Source organism: Pseudomonas koreensis, from assembly GCF_036668835.1.
In the GTDB taxonomy this organism is placed as follows: domain Bacteria; phylum Pseudomonadota; class Gammaproteobacteria; order Pseudomonadales; family Pseudomonadaceae; genus Aquipseudomonas; species Aquipseudomonas koreensis_I.
In genome coordinates this window covers 890,754-906,998 of the sequence record NZ_JAZEVW010000001.1, presented here as the reverse complement: position 1 = coordinate 906,998, position 16,245 = coordinate 890,754, and the positions used below count along the sequence as shown (strand labels likewise).

15 protein-coding genes and 1 pseudogene are annotated in these 16,245 nt (G+C 57.1%); 13 read left to right on the top strand and 3 right to left on the bottom strand.

Annotation, left to right across the window (positions count from 1 at the left end):
• Positions 1-26 precede the first annotated feature (26 nt).
• Complete coding sequence (locus V6F91_RS04075) at positions 27-452, top strand: S24 family peptidase (protein WP_332762521.1); 426 nt, start codon at positions 27-29, stop codon at positions 450-452.
• Positions 445-1,722 carry a translesion error-prone DNA polymerase V subunit UmuC gene (gene umuC, locus V6F91_RS04070; protein WP_332762520.1) on the top strand — a complete coding sequence of 426 codons (1,278 nt, stop codon included), beginning with the start codon at positions 445-447 and terminating at the stop codon, positions 1,720-1,722. The genes V6F91_RS04075 and umuC overlap by 8 nt, the downstream gene beginning before the upstream one ends.
• A 99-nt stretch (positions 1,723-1,821) precedes the next feature.
• Here the strand turns inward: umuC and V6F91_RS04065 are convergent, their stop codons facing one another.
• The 3 genes from V6F91_RS04065 to V6F91_RS04055 all read right to left on the bottom strand — a co-directional run bounded on the left by V6F91_RS04065 (position 1,822) and on the right by V6F91_RS04055 (position 6,390).
• Positions 1,822-3,687: a DUF7380 domain-containing protein gene (locus V6F91_RS04065; protein WP_332762519.1), complete on the bottom strand. Its 1,866-nt coding sequence runs from the start codon at positions 3,685-3,687 to the stop codon at positions 1,822-1,824.
• 194 nt (positions 3,688-3,881) lie between these two features.
• The gene (locus V6F91_RS04060) at positions 3,882-4,751 is read right to left on the bottom strand and encodes a nucleotide-binding protein (protein WP_332762517.1); all 870 of its coding nucleotides are present in this window, start codon (positions 4,749-4,751) and stop codon (positions 3,882-3,884) included.
• Between the two features lie 478 nt (positions 4,752-5,229).
• The gene (locus V6F91_RS04055) at positions 5,230-6,390 is read right to left on the bottom strand and encodes an acyltransferase (protein WP_332762515.1); all 1,161 of its coding nucleotides are present in this window, start codon (positions 6,388-6,390) and stop codon (positions 5,230-5,232) included.
• 285 nt (positions 6,391-6,675) lie between these two features.
• Here V6F91_RS04055 and V6F91_RS04050 point away from each other — a divergent pair, with 285 nt between their 5' ends.
• The 11 genes and pseudogenes from V6F91_RS04050 (at position 6,676) to V6F91_RS04000 (ending at position 16,095) form a co-directional block, all read left to right on the top strand.
• A complete protein-coding gene (locus V6F91_RS04050; RefSeq protein ID WP_332762868.1) occupies positions 6,676-7,410 on the top strand; it encodes a LexA family transcriptional regulator in 735 nt (244 codons plus the stop codon).
• 548 nt (positions 7,411-7,958) lie between these two features.
• The gene (locus V6F91_RS04045) at positions 7,959-8,381 is read left to right on the top strand and encodes a tail fiber assembly protein (RefSeq protein ID WP_332762513.1); all 423 of its coding nucleotides are present in this window, start codon (positions 7,959-7,961) and stop codon (positions 8,379-8,381) included.
• Positions 8,382-8,539: 158 nt separating this feature from the next.
• On the top strand, positions 8,540-8,878 hold the full coding sequence (locus V6F91_RS04040) for a phage holin family protein (RefSeq protein WP_186550225.1): 339 nt from the start codon (positions 8,540-8,542) through the stop codon (positions 8,876-8,878).
• Between the two features lie 76 nt (positions 8,879-8,954).
• Positions 8,955-9,539 (top strand): phage tail terminator protein, encoded by a 585-nt coding sequence (locus V6F91_RS04035; protein ID WP_332762510.1) that lies wholly within the window; start codon positions 8,955-8,957, stop codon positions 9,537-9,539.
• A complete protein-coding gene (locus V6F91_RS04030) occupies positions 9,536-9,715 on the top strand; it encodes a DUF2635 domain-containing protein (RefSeq protein ID WP_208938508.1) in 180 nt (59 codons plus the stop codon). The genes V6F91_RS04035 and V6F91_RS04030 overlap by 4 nt, the downstream gene beginning before the upstream one ends.
• A complete protein-coding gene (locus V6F91_RS04025) occupies positions 9,715-11,211 on the top strand; it encodes a phage tail sheath subtilisin-like domain-containing protein (RefSeq protein ID WP_332762507.1) in 1,497 nt (498 codons plus the stop codon). Before V6F91_RS04030 ends, V6F91_RS04025 begins: the two co-directional genes overlap by 1 nt.
• 67 nt (positions 11,212-11,278) lie before the next feature.
• Positions 11,279-11,626 (top strand): phage tail tube protein, encoded by a 348-nt coding sequence (locus V6F91_RS04020; RefSeq protein ID WP_007908779.1) that lies wholly within the window; start codon positions 11,279-11,281, stop codon positions 11,624-11,626.
• Positions 11,623-11,919, top strand: a complete 297-nt coding sequence (locus V6F91_RS04015) for a phage tail assembly protein (RefSeq protein ID WP_007908778.1) — start codon at positions 11,623-11,625, stop codon at positions 11,917-11,919. Before V6F91_RS04020 ends, V6F91_RS04015 begins: the two co-directional genes overlap by 4 nt.
• Before the next feature lie 130 nt (positions 11,920-12,049).
• Positions 12,050-13,826: pseudogene (locus V6F91_RS04010) on the top strand (phage tail protein).
• Complete coding sequence (locus tag V6F91_RS04005) at positions 13,813-15,048, top strand: DNA circularization N-terminal domain-containing protein (protein WP_332762502.1); 1,236 nt, start codon at positions 13,813-13,815, stop codon at positions 15,046-15,048. The pseudogene V6F91_RS04010 and the gene V6F91_RS04005 overlap by 14 nt, the downstream one beginning before the upstream one ends.
• 3 nt (positions 15,049-15,051) lie before the next feature.
• Complete coding sequence (locus V6F91_RS04000) at positions 15,052-16,095, top strand: phage baseplate assembly protein (protein ID WP_332762500.1); 1,044 nt, start codon at positions 15,052-15,054, stop codon at positions 16,093-16,095.
• The last annotated feature ends 150 nt before the right edge of the window (positions 16,096-16,245 follow it).

The following is a 16,245-nucleotide window of genomic DNA, read 5'->3' as shown; positions in this document are numbered from 1 at the left end:
TCGTACAGTGTCGGAAGTCGTGCGTCATGAGCTATTCATTTTTAGGCCCAATTGCCGAGGTCGGCCTGAAGCTGCCTCTCTGTTTGTTCCAGGTGCCCGCTGGGTTTCCTTCGCCGGCGGCGGATCACATTGAGGCACACATCTCATTAGATGAGGTGCTCAACATCCGTGCCCCGCATGTCTATCTGGTGAAAATCACCGGGGAAAGCATGCAGGGCGCAGGCATCTTTGATGGGGATCTGGCGGTAGTAGATCGTTCGCTGGAGCCGGCCCACGGTCACATCGTCGTTGCGCTGCTGAACAACGATCCGCTCTGCAAACGACTATGCATTCGGGGAAAGGACGTGATCCTTTTGTCTGAGAACCCCAAGTATCCGCCTCGCTATGTGCTGGAGGGTGATGAACTAGCCATCTGGGGCGTAATCATCGGCAGCGTGCGCAGCCATGTCTAAGGTGGCACCGGTATTTGGCCTGATCGATTGCAACAGCTTCTACGCCAGTTGCGAACGCGTGTTCCGTCCTGACCTGGCCAAGGTACCCATTGTGGTGCTGTCCAACAACGACGGCTGCGTCATCGCCCGGAGCTACGATGCCAAGCCCTATGTGAAAATGGGCGAGCCGTACTTCCAGATCAAGCACAAGCTCAAGCAGCACGGCATCGTCCCGTTCTCCTCGAACTACGCGCTGTACGGCGACATGAGCGAACGAGTCATGACCATGATCGAATCGATGGTGCCGGCCGTTGAGGTGTACAGCATCGACGAAGCCTTCGCCGACCTTGCCGGCATCAATGACTTGGACGGCCTCGGCCGCAAGATCCGCAGCCAAGTATTGCGCTGCACGGGCATACCCGTCGGCGTTGGTATCGCGCACACCAAGACCTTGGCCAAGCTGGCCAACCACACCGCCAAGCGCCTGCAGGCGCAAACCGGTGGCGTCGTGAACATCTGCGACCCCATCAAGCGCGACTGGGTGCTGCGTAACACGGACGTAGCGGAGGTTTGGGGAGTAGGACGCCGCATGAAAGCGCACCTCGACGGCATGGGGATCAAGACTGCCATGGATCTAGCCAAAGCAGATGCGTGGTCGTTGAGAAAAAACTTCAGTGTGGTGATCGAGAAAACTGCCCGGGAATTGGCCGGCACACCGTGCCTAGAGCTGGACGAGCCAGATCCGCCCAAGCAGGAGATCTGCTGCAGCCGGATGTTCGGTAAAAGACTGAAGGAGCTGCCGCCGATCAAGGAAGCGGTGGCAACCTACATGATGCGGGCATCGGAGAAACTCCGGGCACAGAAGTCGCTGTGCAAGAAGATCCGCGTCAGCATTCGCACCGGCATGTTCAACCCCGATGAGGCTAAATACGCAAACGGTGTCGTGGTTGATCTACCTTATCCTACGGATGACGTTCGGTTACTAACGACTGCAGCCGTCAATGCACTTGATCGCATATTCCGTCCTGGTTTCAGTTACAGCAAAGCAGAAGTCCTGCTGCTGAATCTCTGCCAGCAGGGTGAATACACGGACGATCTGTTCGCCATTTCTCAGCCCGCTGAGGCAACAAGGGTGATGGCGGTATTGGACGAAATCAATGGACGGTGGGGTAGGGGTACACTCCGGTCCGCCAGTGTGCCGAGCAATCCAGATTGGGGCATGCGTCGGGAAATGATGAGCCAGAGCTATACCACGCGTTTAGATCAGTTATGGACAGTTAACTGTCGGTAATAAGCGCCTGCCTACGGCCTAGGATTGCCCTGATGTATTACGTGGCTTAGGCGATTACGTGAGTTCGGAGGCCATTTCGAAATCACCGGTGTAAATCGGTCAATGAACCACCTCCTGGATTGCCGGAGCAATGTGAGTTTTCCAGATGCTAACGAGGGGGCAGCAGGTAATGTGGAACATTAGCCAGCATGCGTAGATGCATGGAGCGCTATAGCAGTTGCCAACAGTTAGCTTTCCGTGAGCCATTTCATGTCTCAACATAGGCCCGCCTTTCAAGTTGAACAGCAAATGGAGTAAGTAGGTGATGTTTTTGCCAAAAGCCTGTTCGAGTTCTTCTTTGCGGTTTGAGTACATTTGGCTGAGTGACTGATCTTCCTGAGTTAGGTCAACATTGAGTTTTGCGGTTCTGGAACCACGGTTAGTCAGTACGTACCTTAGAGAATTTTCCAGTTGAGGAATGAGCGCATGCACAGCCGAAACCATGTCCCCTTGGATCATCCGAGCAAAGCCCAGTGCAAAAATGGCCTCGTGGCCTGGCGGTACAAACGCGCTGTGGAAAACGAGCGGCTCCAGATGTCTCTCGTCGATACATTCATATTGAGCCATGGTTATGCAGGCAGGCTTAATGAACGCCTCGGTTTCAACATGATAATGAAATCCAACTTCCGTCAGACTTTCATGGTCGAACCAAGCTTCAGAAGGTTTTTCTCCGAAACCGGCTGATGGTGATTGCGCAATCATTTTGCCTTCTTGATCAGAGTAGCTTTTCCCCATGGTTGAAGATAAGACGTACTTATCCTTTTTCTGAAGGCAGTTTTTATGCAGAGCGATTTTTTCAGGAGGCCTCGAAGCGAACGCCAGTCGGTATAACATTTCGTTAACATCTAGCTCCTCAAAATCCTCAATCGTTGCCTGTCGCGCGTCGGTTAAATCAACTGGGATGCTGAATTCGCCAAGTTCTGATAACGAGTCTTCCTCGTATTGCTGTAATTCCAACTTTAATGCCTTGATTTGCTCAGTCATACCCCCTATAGCCCTGAGTTCACCAATTGCATCCCTCGTCCATGACGCTTTCGCCATAGATGAGCTTACTGCGTCTCTCATTCTTAGTGTTTGATCTACTGCGCTTATCTTGCACCGAGTTGAAGCGTCCTGTTCGCCAATTTTGGAGTATGCATATGCTGCATGGAGCCAGATTTTTTTCACCGCCTCAGCATATTGTTTGTCTTTGGTCGCAATGGCCATTGACTCAGCATCTTCGGCAATTGCCTGCCATTCAAGTAATTCGAAATTCTGACCAAGAGACGAAAGTCTGTGGAATGCGATTAGATTCAATTTTTGTTTTGATGTGTCATAAGCTTTTGAAAAGGTATCTTTGCCGTGGTTTGGAATGGATTTTCTCTTTCCGGTTGAGGCGTATAGCGCAAACGCTCGCTCAATCAAGTCAACAACTTTTGATGGTACTTCGAAATCTGACTCGTATTGATAGAGTAGACCTCCGGTAAAAAATAGATTTACGGCGTCAAGATAAGAGCTGGAAGCAAGTTCAGCCATTTTATGGAGCTTTCTGTTCGTGTACCAACAACTATCAGCAATCCGTGCTCTTAGTAATGGGTGATCGATTCGCTCCGTGACCTGAATGAGGGCAGACTGTTGCTCCCCAATGAAATCGCTCGGTATGAGTGACCTCCGACCATCCATGATCATTTGAGGCCTAAATGCGTCAGTCCGATTAGGATCGAAGTGGTAACTGCAAATCACAGATAGGACTCTGTAGCCACGTTCGGCAGCGGCGTCCCCTGTCTCGCTGGCAGCACGAGCCGCCACATGAAATACGTCCTGCAATGTATGGAAGTGGAGACTGTTAGTCATTGTAAGAATCGACGAAAGATTGATGCGCTCAAGGTCGTCGACGGTCGCTACGGGCATCACTGGTTCGTTGTCCTGCTGATCATGATCGCTCACATCCCATTCTCCACAGTTAATGTGGAATCAGCTTATCCGATTTCCCCGTGTTGGCTAGGAGCTTGGCCGCCTTGGGTAGAAATTTAAGGGAAAATGCCCGTCCGCAATACCGCGAGTGGGCATGAACATTTGATAGGCGTCCCGCGTGTTAGCGCAAATCTGAGTGATCAAAAATACAGAAGGGGAATTCCACACTAACTCATCACTTTGTTCCAGTCGATTTCATAACCGGCTACTTTAAGTTCGCGTGCGAGAGCAGTCTTCCAGTCACCCGACATCTGAGTCCAAACTACACCGGCGAAGTCTGTTGGTATATCTACATCACCGGACTTTAGGGCGCAAACTTTACTGCGACCTAGTGCCCCAATAAAGTATCCGAGCTCCAATAGTACGTTTTGTCTGACACGGGGTTCTAGCTTTCCTCCAATCTTACTTCCAACATCATCCGGCGTTAGTAACACTACCGCCATTCCAACCTCTGAATGGTGCTCAATTTTCTCGATAATGGTGCGGCCGCTGTTCGCCTGCTCGTGGAGAATGATGACTTCAATACCCAACCTTTCAATGAAACGTGCGACGGTTTCCCGAACGGCCTCATCATGTCCGTGAACAAGGAATACTCTGGGTGAGCTATCTTTAGGCTTTGTTTTTGAGGAGGCATTGAGGTGGGGGGCGCCGTCTAAATCCTCCAGGTCCGTGTTTAATGCATTGATAGCTTGTTCTAGCGATGCTTTTGCATGGCTAATCTTTTTTCCCGTAATACCCTTGTAATCAGGGTCCGGCATGCCAGAAACCCATATTGTCGGTTGATAGTGAAGACTATGCGCCTCGTTATATCGAATTGAGGCGGACGTATTCGTGCCAAAACACCGCTCTAGGGTGTCTTCAATACTACGTTCAAGAGCTTTGAGTTCAGGCGAGGTGCTCCCCTGCATGGTATTCAGCTCGAATGCATCAAGATCTGCGATTCGTTGCTTTAGCCGCTCAATTCCACGCCTAATCTGCCCTTCATTCAGAGATAGCTTCGGCTGCATTACAGTCTGTGGTGTCGCTTTCCTCGCCATACCTGTTCCTTGTTTTTTATTGATGCACTCATCATGCCTTCTCGCACGTCACGAGCGACGCTGATCCTAACTAAACTATAGCTTCCCGATCTCAGTCGAGCTATTGCCTAGACATGACACTGTTTCGTACCGGACGCTGCTGAACGCTGGAAGTAAATCAGAGGGTGACGGAGTGTCCTGATATGGAGTGTTCCTTGGATCGACAGGATATGGATGGGGCAAAAATGGGGCAAACCACACGCCTATCTATGCCATTCAATGCCAAATATGCATTTATGCAACCTGCCTTGATCGAGCGCAACCGCCCGCAAACACGGGCCCGCCGCTAAAAATCCACAAATACTACTCCACAATCGGGGTGTGGCTGGAGAGATCCATATTCAAAGGCTTGGCTCTTTCGGTATCTGGCAAGGGTCAAAAATCCGCAATTCTACCGCGTTTTTTTTGACCCTGCCGAAGCGACGGCCGACAGACTCTTTCAAGCCAGAGCGAATCGGCCCTTGAGATTGCGCGACAATTTTTCCCCGTGCTTTCTCATCGGGTTTTCGATGAAGCGGTAATTGAACTCGGAGAACAACAGCGTGATTGCCACGAACATGGTTATATAAAAAACGGTGTAACCGCCATCGAACGGTGTCGGCACCGGGTTGCCTGGGTGGGAGAAAAACCAGTGTCGAACCAGTGACAGCGCAATCACATGAGTCAGATAGATGGCATAAGAGCGCGAGCCGATGTAGTTGCAAAAAGCGGCGATGGCGCTATTGGCCGTCAGATAGTTGTTGTTATAGCTGGCAATCCAGACCAGCAAGGCCGAGCCGACCGCCGTCAGCCCCATGGCAAAAGGCAGGGGCGGGTTGGGCGCGGTGAGCCGTGCAAGAAAGGCAATCATGCCGGCAAGCAATAACAGAACGAGCCAGCCGTTCTTCAGAAAGCCGGGCTCAAGACGTTTGTAACTTTCGCTGCCGTGCCACAACGCCAACAGTACGCCCAGAGAAATGGCATCGGTGCGAAACGCCCAGAGTTCGGGAGTCGGGCGAATCAGTTGACGGGTCAAAAAGAACTGCGCCAGGAATATCACGATGAACACAGCGGGCATCCAGCGCCGCCCCGCGAGCACCGCAATGATCGGCAGCACCAGATAAAACTGGTTCTCCAGCGACAGGCTCCAGTAGATGCCGGCGTCGCCAAGGGTGCCGGTGTCACGGCTGACCGCATACACCACGTTCATATACTGCAGGGCAGCAGCCAGTGCCGAGTGGACAAATATCTCCAGCTGCAGAAAAACCCCTCTGCCGCCGTACAGCCAGGAAAGCAGCAGCGACACACCGATCCAGAACAGGGCAGACGGCATCAGACGCCATAATCGCCGTACCCAGAACGGGACACTCAGCTCCAGCACGTCACGAAGACTGCGGTTGGACGGAATTTCATTGGCAATGGACTTGGTAATGATGAACCCGGAAACGCAGAAGAAAATATCCACGCCATAACCGAAGCGGTAATCCGCCAGCACCTGCCAATAGACCGATTGCGGCGAGAGGATCAGGGCAATATGGGCGAAGATGACAAGGACAATTGCCAGCGCGCGCAGCGCTTCGATATCGCTGTTCTTGCGCTGCTTTACATGGGGTGTGGTCATGGTCGGCTCAGTATGGATCGATCGCTCGACGGTCGAGTTCTGCTGGGTGGGCCATAGGCGACGGTCGTGGGTTTTGGCTGAAGTCGTACCAGCGTCAAAGTCAGTAATGATGCTGATTGGAATAGGGGGTTTCTGAAACTTCTGTAGGATATTTCTCTAGCTGCGTAAGATTAACACGGCTGGCAGGCCCTACGCAGGCGCGCGTCCTGTTGGGATTTCATCGTTATGCATGTTTATGCAAAACAGCATTTGTATTCGCAAAAGACTTCGAGCACTATGCGCGTTATGCAAAAACGCAACGTAGCCTCCGTCTTAAGAGCACTGCTCGATCAGCACGGGATCTCCCCCACGGAGCTCCACCGTCGCACCGGCGTGCCTCAATCCACTCTCTCGCGGATTCTCAGCGGGAAGATCGTCGATCCTTCGGATAAACACATTTCGAAAATCGCCGAATACTTCGGCGTGAGCACTGACCAGCTGCGCGGGCGCGCGGCCGTCGCAGCGACGTACGGCGGCGGGCGTGATGACGTGCATGCGGAACTCAAGGACATAAGCCTGTGGGACGACGACACCCCTGTCGATGACGACGAGGTGTCGGTGCCCTTTCTTCGTGAGGTTGAATTGGCTGCTGGATCAGGAAGATTCGTCATCGAAGAGAGCGAACGCTCCAGCCTGCGCTTCGGCAAGCGCAGCCTGCGCCATAACGGTGTGCAGTTCGACCAGGCCAAATGCGTGACGGTACGCGGCAACAGCATGTTGCCGGTGCTGCGCGATGGCGCCACCGTCGGTGTGAACGCGGGCAAGTGCGGCATTGGCGACATCATCGATGGCGACCTCTATGCGATCAACCACAACGGTCAGTTGCGGGTGAAACAGCTCTACCGTCTGCCGACCGGGATCCGTCTGCGCAGCTTCAATCGCGATGAGCACCCGGACGAGGACTACAGCTTCCAGGAAATCCAGGAAGAGCAGATCGTCATCCTCGGCCACGTCTTCTGGTGGGGTATGTACGCCCGCTAAGCCCACCACCTTCAGATAAACCCGCCCCTCGGCGGGTTTTTTTTCGCCTGCTGAAAGCCGCCAACCCCTTTGGCAGCGGGGCTCCCATGCATTCGCGCATTCTTAATGCATAAATAAATGCATTTACGCATTGACTGTTTATGCATCCATGCATATTCTTGCCACCAAGCCGCTCGACAAAGCGGCTGGCAAGACAAGCTCTTTAGTTCCACAAGCACAGGCAGCGATGAACCGGCCTCAACGGTTCAGAGGGTTGGCAACTGACCCGGGTGTGCAGCGTAAAGCACCAGAAGCAGTTATCCGGCGGGCAGGGACCGCGGTCGGAAAAACAATCTGAATGGACTCGTACCGCGCCAGTAGCGCCGAAAAGTCAGCTTCCTTCTTGAACACAGGATTTGAAGGAAGGCGAAGGAGCGCATTACTGAAAAGCCTGGTGCGCAAGTGCCGGGCTTTTTGGAATGCCAACCGAGGCTCACCTGTTGCCTTCACGGTCTTTGACGGTGCAGGGCGATACACCGCTCATCAAACTTAAAGAAAAGGAAACCACCATGCGCCGATATGGACGCGTTGATCAGGATCGAATCGTCGAGTTTTTCGAAACGGACGGCGACATCAGCCAAATGTTTCACCCCAGCATCATCTGGGCGGAAGTGACTAACAACCCAGAGGTTCAACTCGGTTGGGTAGCCACTAAAACCGACGGTGTCTGGACTTTTGCCGAATACGTACCACCGCCGCCGACCGAGCAAGAGCTGATCGCTCAGGCGCAGCAGCAGAAATGGCAGTTGCTGAACAATGGCGCCTACTGGCTGCTGCTCAACTCCTTTCAATACAAGGCTGACACCGGCGTGGCCACGCCTGAAGAGCAAGCGCAGTTGCTGGCGCACAAGCAGTACTCGATTGCGGTCAGCGACATCGACAAGCAGCCGGGTTATCCGGCCAATATTGTCTGGCCAACCGCGCCTTATTGATCAGGTCAGCGCATCGTTTGCTCTCGATGCTCCACCTGTTCGGGTCTGTATTACTGAAAAGCCTGGCCTGATCGCCGGGCTTTTTGGAATGCCTACCTGGAATAGACATTGTTTGAACCCAACTCTCATCCATCACCCACTACCAACGGAGGCGTGACATGACAAACGAGCAACAAGCGTTGGCGGACATGCCGATCTGGCTGGTCATCCTCCTGGCCGTCGTTGGCGGGGTGTCCGGCGAAATGTGGCGCGCGGACAAGGAGGGCGCCCGCGGCTGGTCATTGCTGCGGCGCCTGGCCTTGCGCTCCGGCGCCTGCATGATCTGCGGCGTGTCGGCGATCATGCTGTTGTATGCCGCAGGTCTGTCCATATGGGCTGCCGGCGCATTCGGCTGCCTGACCGCGATGGCCGGCGCCGACGTGGCTATCGGTCTGTACGAGCGCTGGGCGGCCAAGCGCATCGGCGTCTGTGAAGTGCCACCGCGAGACTCACAGTAGCCCGTCACTTTTGCACTCTCGTGCCTGCACAGACCTGCGGCGTCTTCTGAAATTTCTCCTACTCCGGAACACCCTCATGAAGATCACCCCGATCCTCACGCAGTTGCGTGGGCAATGCCCAAGCCTTGCCAATCACATTTCGGTGGGCGTCGATCTGCCGTTGCTGCAAGGCAACCCCAACCTGCCGACACCCTCGGCCCACGTGCTGCCACTGGCCGATCTGGCCACCACCAGCACCGCCCAAAACCTCAACACCCAACCGATCCGCGACCGCTTCGAAATCGTCCTCGTGCTTGACGCCAGCGACGCGACAAAAGCGCTGGATCTGTTGCATGAACTGCGCGCCGAACTGTGGCGCGCACTGGTGGGTTTCAAGCCCGATTCGGACTACAGCGCCATCGTTTACGACGGCGGCGAAATGGTCTCGCTCAACAGCAGCCGCGGGTTTTATCGGCTGCGCTTTTTTGCCGATTTCCAGCTCGGCCGCAATCTGCCAAGTCAGCCTGCGGAGAGTTGGCATGAGCGCGAACTGGACGGTTTGTCGTCCTTTACCGGGGCCACCGTGCGGGTCGATGCGATCGATCCGGCCGACCCCAACCTGCAACGCCCGGGCCCCGATGGGCGCGTGGAAATGACTTTCTGTGGAGACGTAACCCCATGAGCAACCGCATCACTGTGCTGCCGGCCGCCGGCCGCGTCGTGCCTGACCCGGAGGCCGGCGATCTGCTGCCGCCAGAAGGCCGTGAAGTGCCCGACAGCGCCTGGTGGCGCCGCCGTCTGGCCGACGGCGACATCACTCTCAAAACCGCAACAGCCAAACCAAAGGGAGCCAAATAATGGCGATCGGATTCAGCAACATCCCGGCGGACATTCGTGTACCGCTGTTCTATGCCGAAATGGACAATTCGGCCGCCAACAGTGCGACGTCGGCCATGCGCCGTTTGATCGTCGCGCAGGTCAACGACAACATCGCCCCGACCGAGGTCGGCAAACTGGTGCTGGTCTCCAGCGTCGCGCTGGCAAAAAGCATCGGTGGTCAAGGCTCGATGCTCGCCTCGATGTACGAGACCTTCCGCAAGGCCGACCCGATCGGTGAGATCTGGTGCCTGCCGCTGCACAACGCTGAAGGCGCGATCGCCAAAGGCGTGCTGACCCTGACCGGCGCAGCTACTCAGGCCGGCGTGCTCAACCTGTATGTTGGCGGCGTGCGGGTGCAGGCCACGGTAGTCAACGGTGCCACCGCGGCTCAAGCGGCCACCGCCCTGGCGCAGAAAATCAACGCCACCGCCGACCTGCCAGTCAGCGCAGCCGCGGCCGAAGGCGTAATCACCCTGAGCGCCAAATGGACCGGCGACAGCGGCAACGACATCAGCCTGCAACTCAATCGCCTGGGCAAGAGCAACGGCGAAGAAACCCCGGCCGGCCTGACCACTGCGGTCACTGCCATGACCGGCGGCGCCGGTGTGCCGGATCAAGTGGCTGCGGTGGCGGCACTGGGCGACGAGCCGTTCGAATTCATCGCGCTGCCGTGGTCCGATCTGTCGACCCTCAACACCTGGCAAGCGGTCATGGATGACAGCACCGGTCGCTGGTCGTGGGCCAAGCAACTGTTCGGTCACGTCTACAGCGCCAAGCGCGGTACCGTCGGCACTCTGGTCGCCGCAGGCCAGGCGCGCAACGACCAGCACATGACCATCCAGGCGCTGGAGCCGGGCGTTCCGCAACCGTTCTGGGTACAAGCGGCGGCACTGGCTGCGCGCACCGCGGTGTTCATCTCGGCGGACGCCAGCCGTCCGACGCAAAGCGGCAGCCTGCCGGGTGTCGATCCAGCGCCGGCCAGCGAGCGCTTCACCCTGACCGAGCGGCAGTCGCTGCTCAACTACGGCATCGCCACCGCGTACTACGAAGGCGGTTACGTGCGCATCCAGCGCTCGATCACCACCTATCAGAAAAACGCTTACGGCCAGGCCGACAACTCCTACCTGGACAGTGAAACCATGCACCAGTCGGCGTTCATCGTGCGCCGTCTGCAAAGCGTGATCACCAGCAAATACGGGCGGCACAAACTCGCCTCCGACGGCACCCGTTTCGGCGCCGGTCAGCCGATCGTCACCCCGGCGACCATTCGCGGCGAACTGATCGCCCAGTACGCCAAGCTCGAGCTGGAAGGCCACGTCGAGAACGCCGAGCTGTTCGCCGAGCACCTGATCGTCGAGCGCGACGTGCAGGACCCGAGCCGCGTGAACGTGCTGTTCCCGCCGGATTACATCAACGGTCTGCGCGTGTTCGCACTGCTCAACCAGTTCCGTCTGCAATACGACGACGCGGCTTGATCGCCGTCGTTTTCGCCAAGCTTTCAGCCCACCTCGCGTGGGCTTTTTCATTCAAGGGAGTAACACCATGGGTCAACTGATTGCAGGCACCTGCTACGTCAAGGTCGACGGCGCACAACTGACGATCAACGGCGGCTGCGAAGCGCCGCTGATGGCGGTCAAACGCGAAACCGTCGTGCCCGGTTTCTACAAGGAAACCGACATCGCGCCGTCTTTCAAAGTGACTGCGCTGCACACCGCCGATTTCCCGCTGAAGAAGCTGATCGAAGGCACCGACATCACCGTCACCTGCGAATTCAGCAACGGCAAAGTCTACGTACTGGCCGGCGCCTACCTGGTCGAAGAACCGGTCTCCAAGGGCGATGACGCCACCATCGAACTGAAATTCGAAGGCATCAAGGGGACCTGGCAATGAGCGGCGCCGTGAAGCTTCAGGTTGCGATCGAAGCTCACGGCGAGCCCCTGACCGAACTCGTTCTGCGCCGCCCGACGGTGCAGGAAGTGCGAGCGATCAAGGCGCTGCCGTACAAGATCGACAAGAGCGAAGAAGTCAGCCTCGACATGGACGTGGCGGCCAAATACATCGCCGTCTGCGCCGGCATTCCGCCGTCGTCGGTCAACCAGCTGGATCTGGCTGACCTCAACGCGTTGAGCTGGGCCGTTGCGAGTTTTTTCATGAGTGCGGCGTCGGCGCCATCACCGACCTGATTGCCGTCGCCTATGACCTGGCCTGGTTCTGGAAGGTTGACCCCGAACAGATGATGGCCAGGCCACTGGATGTGCTCCGCGAATCGCTGGAGCACGCGCAACGGATCAATGCGATGCAGCAGGTGCAGTGATGGCAGACGAAGAGCAGAAAACCCCGAAACCGGTGTTGATCACCGGCATCGATGAACTCTCGCCCAAACTCGGCGCCCTGCGCGTGAAGGTCGAGAGCTTCAAAAACAATCTCGAACAGACTGGCCTTGGCAAACTGGACATCAGTGGTCTGTTCAAGGGCGGCAGTGTGATTACGCCGTTCGTGGAAGGGATCAAATCGGCGGTGGCGTTTCAGGGCAAATTGAACGACGTCAGCGACACGGCGAAAACCGTTGAGCTGCCCGCCGCGCCGAAAGCCGCTGCGCAGAACATGAACGTGTTCAGTGCCTCGATGGAAAAGGTCTCGGCCTCGGTCGACGCCGCCCTGGTGCCGGCCGTTGGGGCGCTGGTGGTCGGTCTGGAACCGGTGCTGACCCAGGTCGGCAGCCTGCTCGCCGACAATCCGCAACTGGTCGAAGGCCTGGCGGCGGGGGCTATCGCCTTTTCGGCGATGCAAACCGCAGTGGCCGGCGCCACGCAGGTGTTCGACGTGATGAGCATGGTGCTCAAGACCAACCCGATCATGCTGATTGCCATGGGCATTGCCGTGGCGGCCGGTTTGATCGTGGCCAACTGGACACCGATCAGTGCGTTCTTCACAGGGATGTGGGAGGGCGTGAAAAACGCCGGGGCGGGTGCGATGGCGACGTTGCGCTCGGTACTCGACTGGCGACCGCTGGCGGCATTGGCGGCGCTGTGGGAACCAGTCACGGGAATTTTCTCGGCTATCTGGGACAAGGTCATGGTCGTGACGGCGCCAGTGATCGACTTTTTCAAGTCGGTTTTCGCGTGGTCCCCGGCCGGCATGATCATCGAAAACTGGGGGCCGCTGACCGGCCTGTTCGCGGCGATCTGGGAATTGCTCAAGGCCTTGAGTGTGCCGGTGATGGCGTTTCTCAGAAACCTGTTCGACTTCTCGCCGATGCAGATGATTACCGAGGCGTGGGGGGGCGTTGTCGCGTTCTTCGAACCGATGTTCACGACGCTGCAGTCGGCCGTACAAAGCACCCGGGATATTTTGCGCACGCTGTTCGATTTTTTCCCGATGGAAATGCTCACCAGCGCCTGGGGTGGGATTGTCGGGTTCTTCGAACCGATCTGGATGGCGCTGCAAACGTCAGTGCAACGGGTCAGAGGCTTTTTCACCAGCCTGTTCGAGTGGTCGCCGCTGGAGCAGATTGCCCAGTATTGGCAGCCGATCGGTGAGGTCTTTTCGGCGATCTGGGGCGTTGTACTGGCGCTGTCCGCGCCGGTCGTGGACTTTCTGCACGGCCTGTTCGAATGGAAACCTCTGGATCAGATCATCGAAAGTTGGGGGCCGGTCACCGAGTGGTTCGGCGAATTGTGGCAAAAACTGCAAACCGTCATCGCGCCGATCAAGGAGCTGTTCGACGGTGGTTTTGCCGGCTTGATCGCCAAGGTCACCGGCAAGGTTGAAACGCTGACCCAGGCGCAACGCCAGACCAATGCCGAAGGCAAGGGTGAATTCGCGCCGGCACTCTTCGGTGCGAGCCCGGCGACTGCCGGCAACGGTACCTTGCAAAGTGGCTCGTTGCCGCAAAGCTCCGGTGCGCTGATTCAACAAAGCGCAATCAACAACCGCACGCAACTCGAAGGCGGCCTGACCGTGCGCTTCGAAAATGCGCCGGCGGGGTTGCGCACCGATCCACCGCAAACCAATCAACCGGGCCTGGCCGTGGCGTCGCGCATCGGTTATCGCTCGCTGTCGATGGGAGGTTCTCAATGAACTGGCGTGACCGTTTGTTGCCGGCATCCTTTCGCGGTGTCGGCTTCTGGATCGACCAGGCGAAAACCCCGGTCGGTCGCAAGGGGCAATTGCACGAATACCCGCAACGTGACCTGCCGTATTTCGAAGACCTCGGCCAGCAGGCGAAGATACATGACATCACTGCCTTCATCGTCGGCGCTGATTGCCTGGAGCAGCGCGACAAGCTGCTCAAGGCGTTAGAGGCGGGCAGCGGCGAGCTGGTGCATCCGTGGCTCGGTCGCTTGCAGGTCAAGGTTGGCGAATGCGACATGACCCACACCCGCCAGGACGGCGGGCTGGTGACGTTTGCGCTGAAGTTCTATCCCGATAAACCGTTGCCGTTTCCGACCGCGACGGTCAGTACCCAAGGGGTCATCCTACTCAAGGCCGGGACTTTCCAGGCTTCAGCCCTGGCGCGGTTCGAGCAGGCGATGACGCTGATCAAGGCGGCGCGGATCGGCATTGCCAATCTGCGCAACAGCCTCGCCGGGGTTTACGGCATCATCAAAGAGCAGCTTCAACCGCTGATTGATGATTACAAAACCATCACCGAGTTCGTCAAAGCGGTCAAAGAGTTACCCAAGGAACTGGCGGCGGAGTTCAACGGCTTGCTCGGCGATATCAACGAGCTCAAGGCGTTCGCGAAGGAGGGCTACCGTGGCGTGATTGCCGACGTGTCGCAACAACTCGAAGCGATCCGCAACGCCGATGCGCCGAAGCTCACCACCGGCAAGGACACCAATGCCGCGGCGCAAGCCATGGCTGATCTGGTGCAGGACACCCTGCTCGTGAAAGCGGCGCAGTGGATCGCTTCGATGCCGGTTGCAAGTAAACCGATGAAGTTGCCGTCGACGCCTTCTGTTGGCCAGCAGGCGACCCAACCGATCAATCGTCAGGATGTGCCGTCCACGGACGATACGCTGGCGATGCTGAAGAATCTGGTCAGCACGTTTGATCTGGTGAAGAACAAATCCAGTGCTGCGCATCACCAGGCAGCCAGTGATTTGCAGGATGCGTTGGTCACGCACCTCAAGGCCGTTGCGTCCTCGGGGATACGAGTAGTCACCAAAACCATTCAGGAAAGCGCGCCGACGCTGGTGCTTGCCTACAAGTACCTTGGCGATGCCACGCGAGCCCTTGAAATCCAGCAACGCAACCCGACCAATCATCCTGGGTTCTCGCCCAACGAAGTGAAAGTTCCCGGGGAGTGAGCCATGAGCGAGATGGACAACCATGTCACGCTGACCGTCAACAACATCGAGTACGGCGGCTGGAAAAGCGTGGAGATCAGCGCTGATCTGGAGCGGCAGTTCCGCACCTTCAAACTCGACATCACCTGGCAATGGCCAGGGCAGACCGTGGCCGTGCCGATCAAACCCGGTGACCCCTGCGAAGTGCGTATCGGCCAGGATCTGCTGCTCACCGGTTACGTGTTCAAGGCACCGATCCGCTATGACGGACGGCAGATCAGCCTGACCATCGAGGGCAGTTCGAAAACTCAGGACCTGGTCGATTGCGCCGCCCGTAACCGGCCCAGCCAATGGCAGGAGCAACCGCTGCTGAGCATCGTTCAGGCGCTGGCCATGGAATATTCGCTGATGGTCGTCAATCAGATTCCGGAGACGGCCCGGCTGACCAAACACACGATCGTCCCGGGTGAAACGGTGTTTCAGTCGATCGATCGTCTGCTCTCACTGTTGCGGGTGTTTTCCACCGATGACGAGGAGGGCCGTCTGGTACTGGCCAGTCCCGGCAGTGGCGGCCGCGCCAGTGATGTGCTCGAATTGGGCAAAAACATTCTGTCGGCCAATGCGCCTATGGATTACAGCCAGGTGTTCTCCGAATACCGGGTGATCGGCCAGCAAAAAGGCTCGGACAAACAGAGCGGGGCAGCGGTCAGCGAAGTCGAATCGACGGCCGCCGACCTGACCTTCAAGCGCCGGCGCACCACGATCATTAACGAAGGCACGCAGCTGACTTTTGAGTTGGCGCAACAGCGTGCCCAATGGGAAAGCGCCACCCGCATGGGCCGGGCGCAGACCACCACCTATCAGGTGCAGGGCTGGCGTCAGGCTAACGGTGGCCTGTGGCGGCACAACACGTTGGTGCGGGTGAAAGATCCGGTGCTGGGTTTCGATGGCGACATGCTGATTTCCAAAGTCACTTATTCGCTGTCGGCGCAAGGCTCGGTAACCACCTTGCAGGTGGCACCGCCGCATACCTTTGATGCTGATCCAACGCCCCCGAAAAACCCCTGATCCGTACACCGGTCCCTCCTGACACCACCGCCCCTTGTGGGAGCGAGCCTGCTCGCGAAAGCGTCGGCAGCCCCAACATTTCAGCGCCTGATCCACCGCCTTCGCGAGCAGGCTCGCTCCCACATCGATCGCATTCGGGCCAATTTTTGA